A 19354-nucleotide genomic window follows, 5' to 3' on the forward strand; every position below is an offset into this window, starting at 1 on the left:
GGAGCAGTCCAGACACCTCGAGACTCCTGCAGGAGGAAAGGCATAGGTGAGACCCCGCAGTACGCAAAGCGTACGAGGAGGCTCACCAGCCGCCTGCGGAAAGCGAGAGGTGTCTGGACTGCGGACCCAGGAAAGAGAGTTGCACTTACGCTGAATGAAAGTATAAACGATTTTGGATAAGTTCCATAAGGATTGGCTGGAAGGTTAAGGCTGTGAAAGCTGGTTCTATATCATAAAGTTAGCATGAAAGGTTGTGAAGAATATGCGAAATTTTTTAATTGGCTTTCTTTTATTCAGCTTGCTCGAAATCGGTTTACTCGTTTGGGTAGGCAGCCATATTGGAGTCTGGTGGGTGTTGTTCCTAATTGTAGGCACAGCTGCACTTGGACTTATTTTTGGTAGAATACAAGGATTTGAAACATGGAATCGGGCGCTCCGTTCCATGGAGAGACAAGAAGTACCGACCTCCGAAGTTACGGATGGCCTCTGCATTATTATTGGAGCTATTTTGCTAATTACACCAGGCTTTATCTCAGATGTAATCGGGTTGATTCTACTTATACCATTCACAAGAAATTTTCTTAAACGCAAAATTGCGAACATCCTTAATAAAATGGTGCAAAAAGGGGTCATTATTTATAGGAGGTTCTAAGTTTTCCCATTGACATAATGGATCAGCCAGCGGAAAAATCCGGAATCATACATCCCTTTAAACAGTACGATAAAAATCGGTGCAAGGATCAATCCGGCAAGCCCAAACATTTTAAGTCCGATGAAAGCGGCAATTAGCCAGGCGAGTGGATGGATTGCTAAATTCACCGAATAGATTTTCGGTTCGATTAATTGTCTTACAACGATTACGATGCCGTAAACAACTGCAAGTCCAATCGTCAGACTATAATTTTCTGATAAAAAAGAATAGCCGATCCACGGAATGAATAAAAGGCCTGTCCCAACGAAAGGAATCAGCTCGACTAATATCATAAATAAGGCAATCGTTAAAGCATGCTCGACTCCGATGAATAATAATCCGAAGAAAATGATATGAAAAGAAATCGTAATTAGAATGATTTGTGCCTTCACATAACCTAATGTTGATCGTTTCATATAATAAACAAGATGCTGCAGCCATTCACTCCATTTTTTCGGAACATGCCCTGCAAAGAATTCTTTCACACGGGGGAAATCTGCTGATAATAGGAAACTTGCAAATAAGATGAAGAAAGCGATGGCTAGCGATTCCGGGATTATCGCAAGGTTCCGCGGCACGGACAATAATAATTGTTGGAAGAAAACGCCAACGAGACTACCGAAATGTTGAAATAAATTGCTGAAATAATCTTGAATGAAGAGCTGGTCACTTGGGGAAAGTTCATTAAAAAATCGAAAGATCTGTTCATAAAGTGGTAAGATTGTCGTTTGGAAGTAATATTCCACAATCGCACCAAACTGATGAAACCGTTCTGGCAAAATTTCCGCTAGATAAGCAATCCCTTCATAAATCTCCGTTACAACAAGAAACAGTATTCCCACCAACAGAAACAATAAAATAAATAGAATAACGATACTAGCAAGCGGGCGAGGGAATTTAGCCTTTTGTTGTAGAAATTTTACAGCTGGTTCCATGGAAGATGTTAGCAAAAGAACGAGCGTGATCGGGAGAATGATTGAAAATGAGTAGCGGATAAGAAAAAAACCACCGATACAAACTAGTAAAATGATGCAGATTTTAAATATTTTTGTTAATATTGACTTGTCCATAGAAATCCCCCAAATCATTCTTTCTTTAAGATACTATGCCAGCAGGTGAAAAAATAAAACTGCAAAACGAGGAATTTAATGGCGTTTTTAAGTATTTAAGCACTTTCAATTCACTTTAACCGGCAATTACTATATAATTAATCTGGGGAAGACAATATTATATCGAATCAGCAATAGATAGGGTTCGGAAGGACTAGCTAAGCAAAAGAAAGCCATTACATATAATATTGTCATGGAGTGTATGAATATATAGAAAAGGAGAGGTTTAAGTATGACAACTACAAAGGGGTTAGAAGGTGTAGTAGCAGCCGAATCATCAATTAGTTCTATTATTGATGACCAACTTACATATGTTGGTATTCCAATTGATGACCTAGCAGAAAATGTGATCTTTGAAGAAGTGGTTTATCTACTTTGGCATTTAAAACTACCAAATAAGTCAGAATTAGAAGAATTACGTAAAGAACTAGTCGAGCATATGAAAGTTCCTGAAGGCTTAATTAATCATTTTAAATCTTATGACTTGAAAGCTGTTCATCCAATGGCAGCGCTCCGAACGGCAATTTCTTACATGGCGCTCAGCGATCCGGATGCCGATCAAGTTGACGCGGAAGCAAATATGAAGAAAGCAATTCGTATCCAAGGGAACATGGGCGCAATTGTGACAGCGTTCGCAAGACTCCGTAAAGGGGAAGAACCTGTTCAGCCGAAACCGGAGTATACATTTGCTGAGAACTTTATTTACATGCTGAATGGCAGAGATCCGAAAGATATTGAAATAGAAGCAATTGACAAAGCGCTTGTTCTTCATGCTGACCATGAACTTAATGCATCGACATTTACAGCTCGTGTATGTGTGGCTACGCTATCTGACATGTATTCCGGTATCACAGCAGCAATTGGGGCACTAAAAGGACCACTTCACGGCGGAGCCAACGAAGCGGTAATGAAAATGCTAAGTGAAATCGGAGAAGTCGATAATGCACTGCCGTATATTAAAGAAAAACTTGCTAACAAAGAAAAGATTATGGGAATGGGCCACCGTGTCTACCGTAACGGGGACCCTCGTGCAAAGTATTTGAAAGAAATGTCCAAACAGCTCACCGGATTAATCGGCGAAGAGAAATGGTATAAGATGAGTGTTAAAATAGAAGATTATATTAAAGAAGAAAAAGGATTGCCTGCGAACGTTGACTTCTACAGTGCATCCGTTTATCACAGTTTAGGGATAGACCATGATTTATTCACTCCGATTTTTGCAGTAAGCCGTACATCTGGATGGCTTGCACATATTCTAGAACAATATGAAAATAACCGCCTGATTCGCCCACGTGCAGATTATGTTGGTCCGAAGCATGCGAAGTTTATCCCACTTGAAAATCGCGAGTAATTAAGTTATAGATAGTTAATAGGAATAGCTGGATATCTTTCCAGCTATTCTTGATGAATACATATAGGAGGTTGTTGTAATGACACAGGGAGAAAAGATTGTAGTAGAGAACGGTGAATTAAAAGTACCGAATCAGCCGATTGTTCCATTTATCGAAGGAGACGGAACTGGTCCAGATATATGGGCAGCAGCGAGCCGTGTAATTGATGCTTCTGTAGAGAAAGCATATAACGGAGAAAAGAAGATCGAATGGATGGAAGTATACGCTGGGGAAAAAGCATACAATAAGTTTGGCGAGTGGCTTCCTCAAGACACACTTGATAAAATAGACGAATATAAAATTGCAATTAAAGGGCCATTAACAACACCAATTGGCGGAGGATTCCGTTCCTTAAACGTTGCTTTGCGTCAAGAATTAGATTTATATACATGCTTACGCCCAGTTCGTCACTTTAGCGGTGTTCCTTCACCTGTAAAACGACCTGAAGATGTAGATATGGTTGTGTTCCGTGAGAATACAGAAGATATTTATGCAGGTATCGAGTGGGAAAAAGGCACGGACGATGTAAAGAAAATCATTGATTTCTTACAAAACGAAATGAGTGTTAAAAATATCCGTTTCCCGGAATCTTCCGGTATTGGAATCAAACCAGTTTCTGAAGAAGGGACAAAGCGCCTCGTTCGTTCTGCAATTGAGTATGCTATAAATGAAGGACGTAAGAGTGTAACGCTCGTCCACAAAGGTAATATTATGAAGTTTACAGAAGGTGCCTTCAAGCAGTGGGGTTATGAAGTAGCTGAAGAAGAGTTCGGCGATAAAGTATTCACTTGGGATGAATATGACCGCATTGTTGAGAAAGAAGGAAAGGATGCTGCAAACAAAGCGCAAGATGAAGCATTAGCTAGTGGCAAAATCTTGATTAAAGATGCAATTGCAGATATCTTCTTGCAACAAATTCTAACTCGCCCACGTGAATTTGATGTTGTAGCGACAATGAACCTGAACGGAGACTATGTTTCTGATGCGCTTGCTGCACAAGTAGGTGGAATCGGAATTGCTCCAGGAGCAAACATCAACTATGATACTGGCCACGCAATCTTTGAAGCAACACATGGTACAGCACCTAAGTATGCAGGCTTAGACAAGGTTAACCCTTCGTCCGTAATTCTATCCGCGGTTCTTATGTTAGAACACTTAGGATGGAGAGAAGCAGCAGACTTGATCACAGCTTCCATGGATAAAACAATCGAGTCCAAGGTTGTCACATATGACTTCGCACGTCTCATGGATGGCGCGACCGAAGTTAAATGTTCCGAGTTTGCTGATGAACTAATCAAAAACCTATAAAATTACTAATCCAAACCACCATTTTATATTTTCATAGAATGGTGGTTTTTTTGCGGACTCCTGGATAGGTAGTTATATTTTTATCATCATCCGCCCATACTAATTAAAGGTAAATTATGTTAAGATTTCTTAATAATATGTTATTTGATATACGGTATGCCGCTGGAGATGGTATGATAGAAACGTATAGACAGATAATTAGTTGGTGGAGGAGACGAGAAATCAAAATGAGTCAAAAAATTCTTATCGTGGATGATGAAAAACCTATCGTAACATTATTAAAGTATAATCTGGAAAAGTCTGGGTTCACTACCGATGAAGCCTATGACGGCCCGGAAGCAGTTCGTAAAGCTGAAACGCAAGAATTTGATTTAATTGTTCTTGATTTAATGCTCCCAGAAATGGACGGAATTGAAGTTTGTAAATATTTGCGGAATAATAAAATTGATACACCAATCCTTATGCTTACGGCAAAGGATGAAGAATTTGATAAAGTTCTCGGACTTGAGCTTGGGGCGGATGATTATTTAACAAAACCATTTAGCCCGAAAGAGGTTATCGCGAGAATCAAAGCAATTTTAAGACGCACTATGAAAATGAACCACAATCATTTCAGCTCTATTACAATTGGAAATTTGGTTATTTATCCGGAACGATATGAAGCAGAACTTCATGGAGAAATGATCTCGTTCACTAGAAAAGAATTTGAACTACTTTATTATCTTGCCAAAAATAAAGATAAAGTGATTTCACGTGATCAGTTATTGAGTGGTGTATGGGACTATGATTTTGTAGGAGATACTCGGATTGTCGATGTACACATCAGTCATTTACGAGATAAAATTGAACCAGATACAAAAAAACCGATTTATATTAAGACGATTCGGGGGCTAGGCTATAAAATGGAGGAGCCTGCTAAATGAATGGACCTTTTTCCAAAGTATTACTCTCTTACATTGTCGGTTTATTCATCATCGTTCTTATAGCAGGACTGATTATTTCCACCTTTGCCGAGAATATTATCTTCTTGATCGCAGTGCTTTTCATTGTGTTTTTTTCTGTTTGCCTTCTGTTTATCCGGATTTATAATAATTATATTTTACCAATTGAAAAGGCATCGAACACCATTAAAGAAATCGGTAAAGGGAATTACCAGGCAAGATTCCATTATACGAGAAATCCATTGCACAATGAGTTGAGCACCAATATTAATAAACTGGCTAGAGAATTGACAGAGTTTTCTCTTCAAGAACAAATCCAATCCGAACAGCTTTCGACCTTAATCGATAATATGGCAAGTGGTCTAGTGTTGCTGGATGAGAGAGGGTATATCCATCTTGTGAACCGTAAATTTATTGATTTGTTCGGTAAAACGGAGAAGGATTATGTCGGTTCATTGTATTATAATGTGTTGGAAGATGAGACGATCCAGGAGACAATCCAAAAGGTGTTCCTTTATGAGGGAAGAGTAAAAGATACGTTCAAGCATTATGTCGGGATTGAGAATATGTATTTTGAAATATCTGGAGCTCCGATCATTAATGAACGTAATATCCCTAAAGGAGTTGTACTCGTTCTTCATGATATAACAGAATTGAAGAAGCTCGAGAGCATGCGGAAAGACTTTGTCGCGAATGTCTCCCATGAACTCCGCACACCTATTACATCGATTAAGGGATTTTCAGAAACATTATTGGACGGTAATCTTGATGATAAGGAAGCGGTTAGTCAATTTTTGGAGATTATCTATCATGAGAGTAATCGAATTCAGATTTTAATCGAAGACCTGCTATCTTTATCGAGATTGGAAAGTGATAATTTCAAGCTCGTCCTGCATAAAATTAATGCTTCAGAATTGGTGGAATCGCTTATGCCAGCACTCACTTATAAGGCAGAGCGGAAAGATATCTCATTTACAACAGAAGTGGAAGATATTCAGTTCAAAGCAGATAAGGATCGCATTACCCAGGTGATCATTAACCTTGTGAACAACGCCCTGAACTATACACCGGCAAGAGGGGACGTTTCCCTGCGAATCTACAAAGAAGATGAGTTGGTGAAAATCGAAGTCTGTGATACAGGTATTGGTATCCCAGAGAAAGATATACCACGTGTATTCGAACGGTTTTACCGCGTGGACAAAGCGCGGGCAAGGGATTCTGGTGGAACTGGTCTTGGGCTTGCCATTGTAAAACATATCGTGGAAGTACATGAAGGGGAGATATTAATCGACAGTGAAGCGGATCAAGGTACAACGATTACAGTCTGTTTACCAGCATAAGCAACTAGCTTATGCTTTTTTTAAATCAACCAGCGCCAGTCTGGGAATTTCGTTATTTTTTCCTTTATTAGCTTAGAGTGATAAAATGAATATAATGAGAATGTAAATTGGAGGAATCCGGATGGGAAATAAATTAGTACTTATCGATGGAAACAGTATTATTTACCGAGCATTTTTTGCGCTGCCTTTATTAAATAATGATAAAGGTGTATATACAAATGCTGTGTATGGTTTTACGACGATGTTATTAAGAATTTTGGAAGAAGAAAAGCCAACACATATGCTAGTTGCTTTTGATGCAGGTAAGACAACCTTCCGTCATGACACGTATAAAGAATATAAAGGAGGGAGACAGAAGACCCCACCTGAATTGTCCGAGCAATTCCCAGTTCTTAAAGAGTTGCTTGAAGCTTTTCAAATTCCGCATTATGAACTGGAGCAGTATGAAGCAGATGATATTATTGGAACTTTTTCCAAATTAGGGGATAACGATGATTGGGAAGTAACCGTCATTTCGGGAGATAAAGACCTTCTGCAGCTTGTGTCTGATCACGTGACTGTTCATGTGACTAAAAAAGGAATAAGTGAGATTGATAAATACACTCCTGCCTTTCTTAAGGAGAAAATCGGTATCTCACCCGATCAAATAATTGATTTCAAAGCTTTGATGGGTGATAGTTCCGATAATATTCCTGGGGTGCCAGGTGTTGGTGAAAAAACAGCATTAAAATTGTTGAAACAATACCCGACATTAGAAGAAGTATATGAGAACATTGATGCAATCGGTGGAAAGAAATTAAAAGAAAACCTCACAACTCATAAAGATGAAGCGTTTATGAGTAGAGAACTCGTTACAATTGACCGGGAATCTCCTGTAAGTATTTCCATTGATGATATTCAGTTTAATGGGTTTGACAAGAACCAAGTAATGAATATCTTTAAAGAACTCGGATTCAACTCACTTCTAAACAGATTTTCCGGAGAAGGTGAAGAGGCGGAAGAATCAGTGGAAATGGCAAAGCTTGATTACGAGATTGTTTCGGAAGTGGATGAAACAATTTTTAATGGAGCCAGTGCATTAGTAGTTGAAATCATTGAAGAAAATTATCATCAGGCTCCGATTATCGGATTTGGCCTAGTCAATGAATCAGGTAATTATTTTATCCCAACAGATCTAGCCCTTGAATCAGTTGCATTCAAAACATGGGCAGAAGATCCGGCACAGAAAAAAGCGGTATTTGATGCGAAAGAAACAGTTGTTGCTCTGCTTAGAAATGATATTGAAATAAAGGGAATTACCTTTGACATGCTATTAGCATCTTATCTCTTGAACCCGGCGGAGAACAATCATGATATCCCGTCGATTGGAAGCAGGTATGGCTATACGGATGTCCTCTTTGATGAAGAAGTGTACGGGAAAGGTGCCAAGATGAAGGTGCCTGAAGAGAGGATTACTGCAGAACATATTACAAGAAAAGCTCTTTCCTTATTTAAATTACAGACTCGTATGACGGAGCAATTGAAAGAAAATGAACAATATGAATTGCTTGCTGAACTGGAGATGCCGCTTGCTTTAATTCTTGGTGAGATGGAACATCAAGGCGTATTAGTTGATACAGACCGCCTTAAAGAAATGGAAGCGGATTTGAAAGCAAGATTGGATACGTTAATTCGTGAAATCCATGAGCTTGCAGGTGAAGAGTTCAATATTAATTCACCGAAACAGCTTGGCCCAATTCTGTTCGATAAATTAGGGCTCCCTGTTATTAAGAAGACGAAAACGGGATACTCGACTGCCGCAGACGTACTTGAACAGCTTCAAATGGAACATGAGATCATTCCGAAAATCTTGTTATATCGTCAACTCGGAAAGTTACAATCGACTTATATTGAAGGTTTATTAAAAGTCGTGGACAAAGATACAAGCAAGATTCATACCCGCTTCAACCAGGCGCTTACTCAAACAGGAAGACTTAGTTCGGTGGATCCTAATTTACAAAATATCCCAATACGACTGGAGGAAGGAAGAAAGATCCGGCGTGCATTCGTACCTTCAGAGAAGGACTGGATTATCTTTGCTGCGGATTACTCACAAATTGAATTAAGAGTGCTCGCTCACTTTGCAAAAGATGAGAAGCTGGTTGATGCTTTCCAGCATGACATGGATATTCATACAAGAACCGCAATGGATGTATTCCATGTCGAGGAAGATGCGGTCACAGTTAATATGCGTAGACAAGCTAAAGCGGTAAACTTTGGAATCGTCTATGGAATTAGTGATTACGGTCTTTCACAAAACCTAGGCATAACTCGGAAAGAAGCGAAACAATTTATTGAACGTTATTTCGAAAGTTTCCCAGGTGTAAAGGATTATATGGACAGTATTGTTCAATCAGCGAAACAACAAGGGTATGTAACGACAATCATGAACCGGAGAAGATATTTACCAGAGATTACGAGCCGTAATTTCAACAGAAGAAGCTTTGCGGAGCGGACCGCAATGAATACGCCGATTCAAGGAAGTGCAGCAGATATCATCAAGCAGGCGATGATCGACCTTCATCATAAATTAAAAGAAGAGAAACTTGAAGCCCGCATGCTGCTTCAAGTCCATGACGAACTGATTTTAGAAGCACCGAAGTCGGAATTGGACCGATTAATTGAAATTGTGCCAGCAACAATGGAAGAGACGATTGAAATACTCGTACCACTCAAAGTGGATTATGAGTATGGGGAAAGCTGGTTTGACGCTAAATAAGGAGATAGAAGAAATGCCAGAGTTACCAGAGGTAGAAACGATAAAGCGAACACTTGAACATTTAACCATTGGGAAGACAATTGAAACAGTAGAAGTTCATTGGGGAAAGATTATCAAGCATCCCGATGATGTGGAACAATTTAAACATTTGCTAGTCGGCCAAACGGTTCAACGGTTGGGTCGGAGAGGGAAGTTCCTCTTATTTTATTTGGATGATTACTGCCTCGTTTCCCATTTACGTATGGAAGGAAAATATAGAGTCCTACCGGAAGAAACAGAGAAGGATAAACATACGCATGTTATTTTCACATTTACAAACGGGGAAGCACTGCATTATCATGATGTGCGCAAATTTGGTACGATGCATCTCTATCCGATTGGGGATGAGATGACACACGATCCACTCCGTAAATTAGGGCCGGAGCCATTCGATTCGTCCTTTAGTTTTCCCTATTTTAAAGAGAAGCTGAACAAGACGGAACGATTGATTAAAGCAGTATTGCTTGATCAATCAGTCGTAACAGGGTTGGGTAATATTTATGTGGACGAGACATTGTATAAAGCGGGCGTACACCCGATGAGAAGGGCGAACACATTAAAAGACAGTGAGATTGAAAAAATTAAAGATGCTGCAATCATCACCTTGACAGAAGCGGTAGAAGCGGGAGGCACAACGATCCGTTCCTACGTGAATTCTGAAGGGGAAATGGGCATGTTCCAGCAGAAGCTGTTTGTCTACGGCCAGGAAAATGAACAATGCACAGACTGCGGACAAAAAATAGTAAAAATAAAAGTGGCTGGCAGAGGAACACATTTATGTACCAAGTGCCAGCCTCTCTAAGGGGTGAGATTTTTTGAGTTTAGTCATCGGATTAACCGGAAGTATAGCGACAGGAAAAAGTACCGTTGCCAAGATGTTTCGACAACTTGGCATCCCAGTTATCGATGCTGATATATTGGCAAGAGAAGTAGTGGAGCCAGGAGAAGACGCTTATAAAGAAGTGATTGAAACCTTTGGAGAGGATATCCTGCTCGAAGATAAGACGCTTAACCGGAAACAGCTCGGTGAAATTGTGTTTACCGACGAGACGAAGCGGAAACAATTAAACGGCATCGTCCACCCTGCCATTCGGAAAAAAATGCTTGAGAAAAGGGATCACTTCATCCGTGAGGGTAATCAATGTGTTGTTCTGGATATTCCATTACTGTTTGAGAGTAAGCTTCAAGAATTTGTAGATAAGGTTCTCGTCGTGTATGCCGATCAAGAGATTCAGTTACAGCGTTTAATGGCGAGAAATGAGTTTACAGAAGAAGAAGCAATGCAACGCATCCAGTCGCAAATGCCAGTAAAGGAAAAAGCAAGTCTTGCTGACGCGGTAATTAATAATAATAGCACGAAGGAAGAAACATATGAACAGCTGCGGCAGTTGCTAGAAAAGTGGCAAATACTTGAAGTTAATTGACTTAGCAGTGCCGTAATAAAATGGATTGCATAAGATACGAATAAGGTAACCAACTTTCTTAATATTAAAACATCTGGATTATGATGAAAATAGCACACATTCCAAGTTTAATGTGTTATACTAATTGCAGTAATACATAATAAAGTATAACTTATTGGGAGGAATGGGGTAAAGATGGGTAAAATTCGTATTGCAATTAATGGGTTTGGACGTATCGGGAGAATGGTGTTCCGCCAGGCTATGGTGGATGAACAATTTGAAGTTGTAGCAGTCAATGCAAGCTACCCGCCCGAAACGTTAGCGCATTTAATTAAATATGATAGTGTTCATGGTATTTTTGAAGGGGAAGTGAAAGCGCTTGACAATGCGCTGCAAATTAACGGTAAAGAAGTTAAGCTTGTCAGTTCCAGGGAGCCGGATAAGTTGCCTTGGAATGAACTTGATATAGATGTTGTTATTGAAGCAACAGGGAAGTTTAAGACAAATGAAACAGCAGGATTACATCTTCAGGCAGGTGCGAAAAAAGTTGTCATTACGGCACCTGGTAAAGAAATCGATAAAACTATCGTTATCGGTGTAAATGATGAGGAATATAACGGAGATATCCACCATATTGTATCAAACGCATCATGTACAACTAACTGTTTAGCACCAGTCGTAAAAGTCCTTGATGACCGTTTCAAAATTGTTAACGGATTAATGACTACAGTCCATGCATTCACAAACGATCAGAAGAACTTGGATAATCCACATAAAGACCTTCGCCGTGCCCGTGGCTGTACACAATCCATTATTCCAACTTCTACAGGAGCCGCGAAAGCACTTGGCGAAGTATTACCACATTTGAATGGTAAATTGCATGGAATGGCTTTACGTGTTCCAACTCCAGACGTATCACTCGTTGACCTAGTTGTTGATGTAGAAGAAAGCGTTACGGTGGAAGAAGTGAATCGTGCCTTTAAAGAAGCGGCTGCAAGGGACTATAACGGTATCATTAGCTATACGGAGGATCCGCTTGTGTCAATCGACTTTACAACTACCGATTCATCAGCTATCGTTGACGGATTATCAACGATTGTAATGGAGGATAAAAAGATTAAAGTCCTTGCTTGGTATGATAATGAATGGGGCTACTCTGCACGCGTCCTTGATTTGGCGAAACTAGTTGGTGAATCACTATTGTACAAACAAACTGCTAAAATTTCATAAAGTGAAACTCATTCAGTGGGGGTATTACAGACCGTTAATGCCTGATAAATCAAATTGCTATAAAGATGCATTTTCCGTTCCGGGGGCAGCCGAACGAAGATGCATCTTTTTATTGTATAAGAAACTATAAAGTGAAACTTCATTCAGTGGGAAATTCCTTCCCTTCCCACTGAATGTTAGTTGAACCGAATCAGGTATTTACGGACTGTATACCCCCCACCTTCACATATTGGGCTTCCCTCCTGTTTAGATGTGGGGGTAATACAGACCGTTCATGCGTGATAATAAAAATGCTGTGATAACTTAGGTATCCAGGGCTAGCCATGTCCGGATTTTAATCGAATAGAAGATTTTACGGAAACATGTTAAAATAAAGGATATATTATTTTTTACATTTAGAAGTGTAGGCTTCTATCCTAATAAATGAAACTTGTTTGAAGGTAGAGAGGTGAGCGAAGTTGCGTTGTTCAAACTGTAATTATAAAAATACAAAAGTAACCGATTCCCGTCCGATAGAAGACGGAAGAGCGATTCGGCGCCGAAGAGAATGTGAACGATGTGGTCAGCGTTTCACAACATTTGAACGGATGGAGGAAGTTCCATTAATCGTCGTTAAAAAAGACGGTATGCGTCAAGAATTTTCTCGGGATAAGCTGACCCGCGGATTAATCCGTGCCTGTGAGAAACGACCAGTTCCGGTTGAAACGATGGAAGAGATTGCTCTTGAGGTTGAAAAAGGACTGAGGAATCTTGGTTCATCAGAAGTGGACTCGGAATTAATCGGGGAAATGGTGATGGAAAGACTCTCTAAGGTTGATGAAGTGGCCTATGTTCGCTTTGCTTCTGTCTATCGTCAATTCAAAGATGTTACTGTTTTTCTAGATGAATTGAAAGAATTGATTAATGTGGAAGAACAAGATGAAGCGGAAAAGGAAGAATAAAAAGGGTGAATATCCAGTGAAAAGCATAGGACAGCTATTACCTGTTGATGGTTATTTTGTTCGAATGGATAAAGCATTACCAGTTGATTATCTGCAATCATTAACACATTTGTACCAACCGCTTATTGGTACAGAGGCACTTATGCTTTATTTAACCCTAACGAATGAAGTATCCTTGCAGGAAGAAGGAATACCGCAAACACATCATACGTTAATGAATTACATGATGCTGCCACTAGATAGAATTTATGATGCCCGTTTAAAGCTGGAAGCTATCGGCTTATTACGTACGTTTAAACAAGAAATGGACGAGTTTACAATTTACACGTATAACTTGCAATGTCCGTTTGATTCAAAAAGTTTCTTTGAAGAAGCAATGTGTTCATCCCTGCTTTATCATCACCTTGGTGAGCAGAAATTCAACCAGCTAAAAGATCTTTTCGCAAAAGACAGTGTACCGGAAGCTGGCGAGAATATTACTGCAGATTTCCAGGAAGTATTTCAGACTACCCCTAAAGAAGGAATGGTTCAAGTGACTGTTCATGAAGATGAAGCAGTAGCCGTTGAGGAAGACGGGACAGTAGACTTCCAGTGGCTGGAACAGATGCTGAAGCAACGGATGATCCCTGTTTATCGTGTTCTGACGAAAGAAAACCGTAAGTTGATTGCTCATATGCTCATTCTCTATGAATTGGAAAGCTTTGAGATCGATAAAGCCGTTATTTGGTCATTAAATGAGGAGAATTATCTCGACAGGGAAGAATTTAAACAAGCTTGCCATGACATTTATCGAGCAAAAAGCAATAGTCAGCCAATCCGTCTTGTGGAAAAGAAAGAACTTAATAAGCAAGTAATCAAAGCGGAAGAACCGGAAAAGCCACTTACAAGAGAAGATTTATTAATTCGTGAGTTAGAAACAATTACGCCGAAACAATTACTGGAAGATTTATCAAGTGGAAGTTCTGCTTCCGCTCAAGATCTGAAGCTGATCAGCGATGTGATGACGAATCAAGGGCTTCCGCCAGCTGTTATGAATGTTCTCATCCATTATGTGCTATTGCAGACAAACATGAAATTGTCCAGAGCTTATCTCGAGAAGATTGCAAGTCACTGGTCTCGGGCGAAATTACAGACAGCGAGAGAAGCTATGGAATTTGCGAAGAAGGAAAAGGCCAGTTATGAAGAAGCGAAGGCAAAGCGGGAGCGGAATCATCAAGGTAATTACGGGCGTGCGTCAAATAATGATATTGTTCCAGATTGGTATAAGTCAGGGAAACATAAAGAGAAAAAAGAAGAGAAAGAATCCCCTGCAATGAACAAGGAGCAATGGAAGGTCGCAAAGTTGCTGCAACAATATTCAGAAGGAAATTAAACCAGTCTTTAAAAGGGTGATTTTAGTGAAACCAATACAATCGAACTTAAAAGCGTGGATGAACAAAAGCGAAAGTTTTAAAGAAAATTATCAAAAAATGAAACAAGAGTTGCTTCAAGATCCAGAAATCAAAGAATTCCTCGCTATTCACCCGGAATTGGGGCAAGAAGAGATTGATAAAAACCTGATTAAACTATATGAGTTCAAATCCCAATCAAAGCAATGCGATCACTGTGCTTCCTTTGGTGAATGTAAAAACATGATTCAAGGATATTCGCCTATTCTGCAAGTGACAGGGGATGAAATTCATATCCGTTATGAGAAATGCCATAGCAGATTACTCGCTGAAAAGGAACAGGAGCAGAATAAATTAATTCAAAGTCTATATATGCCAAAAGAGATTTTGCAAGCGAGATTTTCCGATATTGATAATGATTCATCCAGGACGCAAGTGCTCCTAAAGATATTCGACTTCCTGGAACAAGCAAAACATGAGATTCCGAAGAAGGGAATATACTTACATGGAATCTTCGGTGTAGGGAAAACCTTCCTGCTAGGAGCTCTTGCGAATGAATTGAAAAAATACAATATATCATCAACGATTATTTATATGCCGGAATTCGTAAGAGAAATGAAAGCATCATTGAAAGATGATTCCGTCAACGAGAAGATGGATCTATTTAAAACGACGGATATTCTCATGCTAGATGATATAGGTGCTGAAATGCATTCCGCATGGTTTCGGGATGAAATTTTAAGTTCCATTCTGCAATACCGGATGATGGAAGGACTTCCTGTCTTTTTCACGTCTAATTACAATTTGGAACAACTGCAAACACATCTTGCAACAACGCGAACAGGTGTTGAAACACTAAAGGCCGCAAGAATCATTGAACGAATCCAACAAGTAAGTGACATCATGCATGTTCAGGGCTATAACCGCAGAAAATAATGAACTTCCTTCTAGTAGAAACCGGACTTAATACTAGAAGGGAGTTTTTTGCATTTAATTATCTTACTTATACACCCCCTAAAATCAAACCCGCCGAACCATTTGCTTTCATACAGCGTAAGTATCTGTAACTCTCTTCTGGAGGTCCGCAGTCCAGACACCTCTCGCTTTCCGCAGGCGGCTGGTGAGCCTCCTCGGGCTGGCGCCCTGCGGGGTCTCACCAAGCCTATCCTCCTGCAGGAGTCTCGAGGTGTCTGGACTGCTCCCAGGAAAAGCCCAATTTATATCACTCTTTATTATTCCACAGATATAATTTCTATCGTGACATGGGACTAGAATAAATGCTTTCAATAATAATCATCTTACCAGTTCAGTTGCCCGATGGACGGTGACTCCTGCGGGAAAAGCACGAGTCTGGAGACCCCGCAGGGCGGTAGCCCGAGGAGGCTCCAGCTGTGCCCGCGGAAAGCATCCGTCCACCGGGCAACTGAACGGCGATTAGAGCGCCTTAATTAGTGAAAGAGCAGACACTTACGCTGTATGAAAGGGGTTGGAGCTTTTTAAATTATATTAAGATATGTAGAATTGATTGGGCCTGTAAAAGTCGAGTAATTAGTTTCAATAGTTTTATCATTTTTTTCACAACCAGTCCATATAATATAGCAGTTTGGTTGTAAATGAGGGTGATGTGAAAAAAATGGATATTTTCTTTGAGTCGGACAAGGAGGTCATATGTTTTTGCGAACGATTATTTCAGCAAAACAAACAGATCGCCGTATATTGGCAAGTCAATGCAAAGCGGGGAAATCAGCTTACGATCAACGAGGAACCATTAAATGAAATCATCTTCCAGTCGATCGCAGTATCTTTAGTTGATGTCTATGTCACGCATCGGTTAAGAAGTATTATCAATGAAATCATTCAAGATACTTATTATTTTTCTGATGGACATGAAATCGAACAAATTTATGAGCTTGCGGAATGGATTGTAACTGGAGAAGATAAGGATTGTAAAATGCTCCGTAAAAATAAGCATCCCATCCAATTATTACGTGCAATTTTCCTTATGCATATCCGCAATGCGCAAGATGTACATTTCGATTGGATTGTTCAGACGGGGATGAAGGCATTCAAGCAAGATCTCATCCATTATGTTGGACTGGCCATTGATGAATTCAAGCGCGAAGAAGAGCATCAATCATTTATTAATACGTTAAGGGAATACATCATTAAGAAAGAACCTGCTGTTCCACTTATCCACGTTGTTGGAGGAAATACATTTAGTTATTATCACTTTACCGGTAAACCGTATTCTAAAGTTGAGCTGCGTTCTATTATGAAAAAAGTTCCCCTTTATTTGTTCGGATTACCTGAGGATGAATGGAATCTTACACCATTGATTGCGCTTGCCCCGCGGAAAATAAAATTGTATGTGGACGACTCATCCAGCCCGCGGACACAAACGGTACTGAATATTTTTCAAGAAAGGGTTGATATTCAATCATTTAAGGATTTTCCGTATACCTATTTCACCTTTGGAAATAAATAGCGTATAGAAAAAAATATTCCGAGGCTTGATTTTCCAATAAACGGGCGTTATAATACAATTAATCATATAAATTCAGCAATGAAGAGGACATGATTATTTGTATACCTGTATAGATAAGAGAAGAAAGCCTTGGCTGAAAGCTTTCCGTATGCAGTCAAATAATTACCACCTCCGAGCACTGCCGTGGAACAACAGTAAATGGCAGCGTCTAATCTGCGTTAAAGATCTGAAGCGATTTTTTATGAATCGGAAACTGGGTGGAACCACGTTATAGAGATATACCGTCCCTTTGCATGAATGCAGAGAGACGGTTTTTTTATTGTATTTTAATAAATTGGATATAGGAGATGACTTGTGATGGCAGAAGAAATTACTTTAGTCTTCCCAGATGGGAATAAGAAGGACTTCCCTAAAGGTACGACAGGGGAAGAAGTTGCGGCATCGATTTCACCAGGATTAAGAAAGCAGGCATTAGCGATTAAGCTTGATGGTGAACCATGGGATTTACGGCGTCCGATTGAAAATGGGGGAGAGATTCAAATCATAACATACCGGGATGATGAGGGTATTGATATCTTGCGTCATTCAACAGCACACTTACTTGCTCAAGCAATCAAGCGTCTCTACGGTGACGTGAAATTCGGAGTTGGTCCAGTCATTGAAGAAGGATTTTATTATGACATCGATATGGAACATGCCCTAACTCCAGAGGATTTGCCGAAAATCGAAAAAGAAATGCAACGTATTGTGGATGAGAACTTGGAAGTTAAGCGCATCGAGGTTTCAAGGGAAGAAGCGAAAAAACGTTTTGCGGAGATAGGCGATAATCTAAAACTTGAATTGATCGATGATATCCCTAAAGGGGAGCAGGTGACGATATATGAGCAAGGTGAATTTTTCGATCTATGCCGTGGTGTTCATGTACCGAGCACGAGTAAAATTAAAGTATTTAAACTGCTTAGTATTTCCGGTGCATACTGGAGAGGTGACAGTCAGAATCAACAGCTTCAACGAATTTATGGAACTGCTTTTGAAAAGAAATCTCAGCTTAAAGAGTATCTGAAAATCTTAGAAGAGAGAAAAGAAAGAGATCACCGTAAACTCGGCAAAGAACTCGATTTATTCACTGTTTCTCAAAAAGTCGGTCAAGGACTGCCCTTATGGTTGCCAAAAGGTGCGACAATCCGGAGAATTATCGAGCGTTATATCGTTGACCTTGAGGAAAAATTAGGCTATGACCACGTATATACACCGGTTCTTGGCAGTAAGGAACTTTATGAAACAAGTGGCCATTGGGATCACTATCAAGAAGACATGTTTCCATCCATGGATATGGATAACGAAACATTAGTGCTCCGGCCGATGAACTGTCCGCATCATATGATGGTTTTTAAAAATCAATTATGGAGTTACCGTCAATTGCCAGTGCGGATTGCTGAACTTGGCTTAATGCACCGTTATGAGATGAGCGGGGCGTTAGCGGGTTTACAACGTGTTCGGGGTATGACGCTAAATGATGCTCATATATTTGCTCGTCCTGATCAACTGAAAGAAGAGTTCAAACGGGTTGTTGAATTAATCCAACATGTTTATAAAGATTTTGGTATTGAAGATTATAGCTTCAGATTGTCTTACCGTGATCCGGAAGATAAGGAAAAATATATTGATGATGACACAATGTGGGAAATGACACAACGTCAATTAAAAGAAACGATGGAAGAGCTGGAGCTTGATTATGTGGAAGCAGAAGGGGAAGCGGCTTTCTATGGACCGAAGCTTGATATTCAAGTAAAAACGGCACTCGGTAAAGAAGAGACACTTTCGACCGTACAGCTTGACGTATTGCTGCCAGAGCGCTTTGATTTAACTTATATCGGAGAAGACGGAAAAGAACACCGACCGGTTGTTATTCACCGCGGTGTCGTTTCTACAATGGAACGCTTTGTTGCATTCTTAATTGAAGAATACAAAGGTGCATTCCCAACATGGCTAGCTCCTGTACAAGTGAAAGTAATCCCGGTATCTCCACAAGTACATTTTGATTACGCAAAACAAGTTGCTGAATCATTAACGAGAGAAGGGATCCGGGTCGAGTTGGATGAGCGTGATGAGAAAATTGGCTACAAAATCCGTCAAGCCCAAACCGAAAAAGTCCCATTCTCTCTCGTACTTGGAGACAAGGAAGTTGAAAAAAACACTGTTACCTACCGCCGCTACGGAGAAAAAGCAACAACAACTCTCTCGGGGGCTGCATTTAAAGATCTGCTAAGAGAAGAAATTGCTAATAAATCGGACCACGAATAAGATATAATTTGTTGTAATAAACCTAG

Annotated in this window: 15 protein-coding genes; 14 read left to right on the top strand and 1 reads right to left on the bottom strand. The window is 39.9% G+C overall.

Annotated elements, in window-relative coordinates; all coding sequences use genetic code 11:
- Positions 1-262: 262 nt before the first annotated feature.
- Entirely contained in the window at positions 263-652 is a 390-nt protein-coding gene (locus tag GN217_RS15585; RefSeq protein WP_156857579.1) for an FxsA family protein, read from the top strand.
- Here the strand turns inward: GN217_RS15585 and ytvI are convergent.
- The gene (gene ytvI, locus GN217_RS15590) at positions 649-1761 is read right to left on the bottom strand and encodes a sporulation integral membrane protein YtvI (protein WP_198042684.1); all 1113 of its coding nucleotides are present in this window, start codon (positions 1759-1761) and stop codon (positions 649-651) included. The genes GN217_RS15585 and ytvI overlap by 4 nt on opposite strands.
- Before the next feature lie 271 nt (positions 1762-2032).
- On the opposite strand from ytvI, the gene citZ reads away from it, so the two are divergent.
- From citZ to thrS, 13 genes are all read left to right on the top strand, one after another.
- Positions 2033-3151: a citrate synthase gene (gene citZ, locus GN217_RS15595; RefSeq protein ID WP_156857581.1), complete on the top strand. Its 1119-nt coding sequence runs from the start codon at positions 2033-2035 to the stop codon at positions 3149-3151.
- 79 nt (positions 3152-3230) lie between these two features.
- Positions 3231-4499 (top strand): NADP-dependent isocitrate dehydrogenase, encoded by a 1269-nt coding sequence (gene icd, locus GN217_RS15600; protein WP_156857582.1) that lies wholly within the window; start codon positions 3231-3233, stop codon positions 4497-4499.
- Positions 4500-4726: 227 nt separating this feature from the next.
- Positions 4727-5422, top strand: a complete 696-nt coding sequence (locus tag GN217_RS15605) for a response regulator transcription factor (RefSeq protein ID WP_156857583.1) — start codon at positions 4727-4729, stop codon at positions 5420-5422.
- Positions 5419-6780, top strand: a complete 1362-nt coding sequence (pnpS, locus tag GN217_RS15610) for a two-component system histidine kinase PnpS (RefSeq protein WP_156857584.1) — start codon at positions 5419-5421, stop codon at positions 6778-6780. Before GN217_RS15605 ends, pnpS begins: the two co-directional genes overlap by 4 nt.
- Positions 6781-6901: 121 nt before the next feature.
- Entirely contained in the window at positions 6902-9538 is a 2637-nt protein-coding gene (polA, locus tag GN217_RS15615) for a DNA polymerase I (protein WP_156857585.1), read from the top strand.
- A gap of 13 nt (positions 9539-9551) precedes the next feature.
- A complete protein-coding gene (gene mutM, locus GN217_RS15620) occupies positions 9552-10379 on the top strand; it encodes a DNA-formamidopyrimidine glycosylase (RefSeq protein ID WP_156857616.1) in 828 nt (275 codons plus the stop codon).
- A 13-nt stretch (positions 10380-10392) separates the two neighbouring features.
- Positions 10393-11001: a dephospho-CoA kinase gene (gene coaE, locus GN217_RS15625; protein ID WP_156857586.1), complete on the top strand. Its 609-nt coding sequence runs from the start codon at positions 10393-10395 to the stop codon at positions 10999-11001.
- A 174-nt stretch (positions 11002-11175) separates the two neighbouring features.
- The gene (locus GN217_RS15630; protein WP_156857587.1) at positions 11176-12210 is read left to right on the top strand and encodes a glyceraldehyde-3-phosphate dehydrogenase; all 1035 of its coding nucleotides are present in this window, start codon (positions 11176-11178) and stop codon (positions 12208-12210) included.
- 458 nt (positions 12211-12668) lie between these two features.
- Positions 12669-13151 carry a transcriptional regulator NrdR gene (nrdR, locus tag GN217_RS15635; RefSeq protein ID WP_156857588.1) on the top strand — a complete coding sequence of 161 codons (483 nt, stop codon included), beginning with the start codon at positions 12669-12671 and terminating at the stop codon, positions 13149-13151.
- Positions 13152-13167: 16 nt separating this feature from the next.
- Entirely contained in the window at positions 13168-14523 is a 1356-nt protein-coding gene (locus tag GN217_RS15640; protein ID WP_156857589.1) for a replication initiation and membrane attachment family protein, read from the top strand.
- Positions 14524-14548: 25 nt separating this feature from the next.
- Complete coding sequence (gene dnaI, locus GN217_RS15645; RefSeq protein ID WP_156857590.1) at positions 14549-15475, top strand: primosomal protein DnaI; 927 nt, start codon at positions 14549-14551, stop codon at positions 15473-15475.
- A gap of 697 nt (positions 15476-16172) precedes the next feature.
- Positions 16173-17024 (top strand): sporulation protein YtxC, encoded by an 852-nt coding sequence (ytxC, locus tag GN217_RS15650; RefSeq protein ID WP_156857617.1) that lies wholly within the window; start codon positions 16173-16175, stop codon positions 17022-17024.
- 357 nt (positions 17025-17381) lie between these two features.
- Entirely contained in the window at positions 17382-19328 is a 1947-nt protein-coding gene (gene thrS / locus GN217_RS15655) for a threonine--tRNA ligase (protein WP_156857591.1), read from the top strand.
- The last annotated feature ends 26 nt before the right edge of the window (positions 19329-19354 follow it).

Origin of the sequence: Oceanobacillus sp. AG, from assembly GCF_009746545.1 — a bacterium.
Taxonomy (GTDB): domain Bacteria; phylum Bacillota; class Bacilli; order Bacillales; family Amphibacillaceae; genus Oceanobacillus; species Oceanobacillus indicireducens.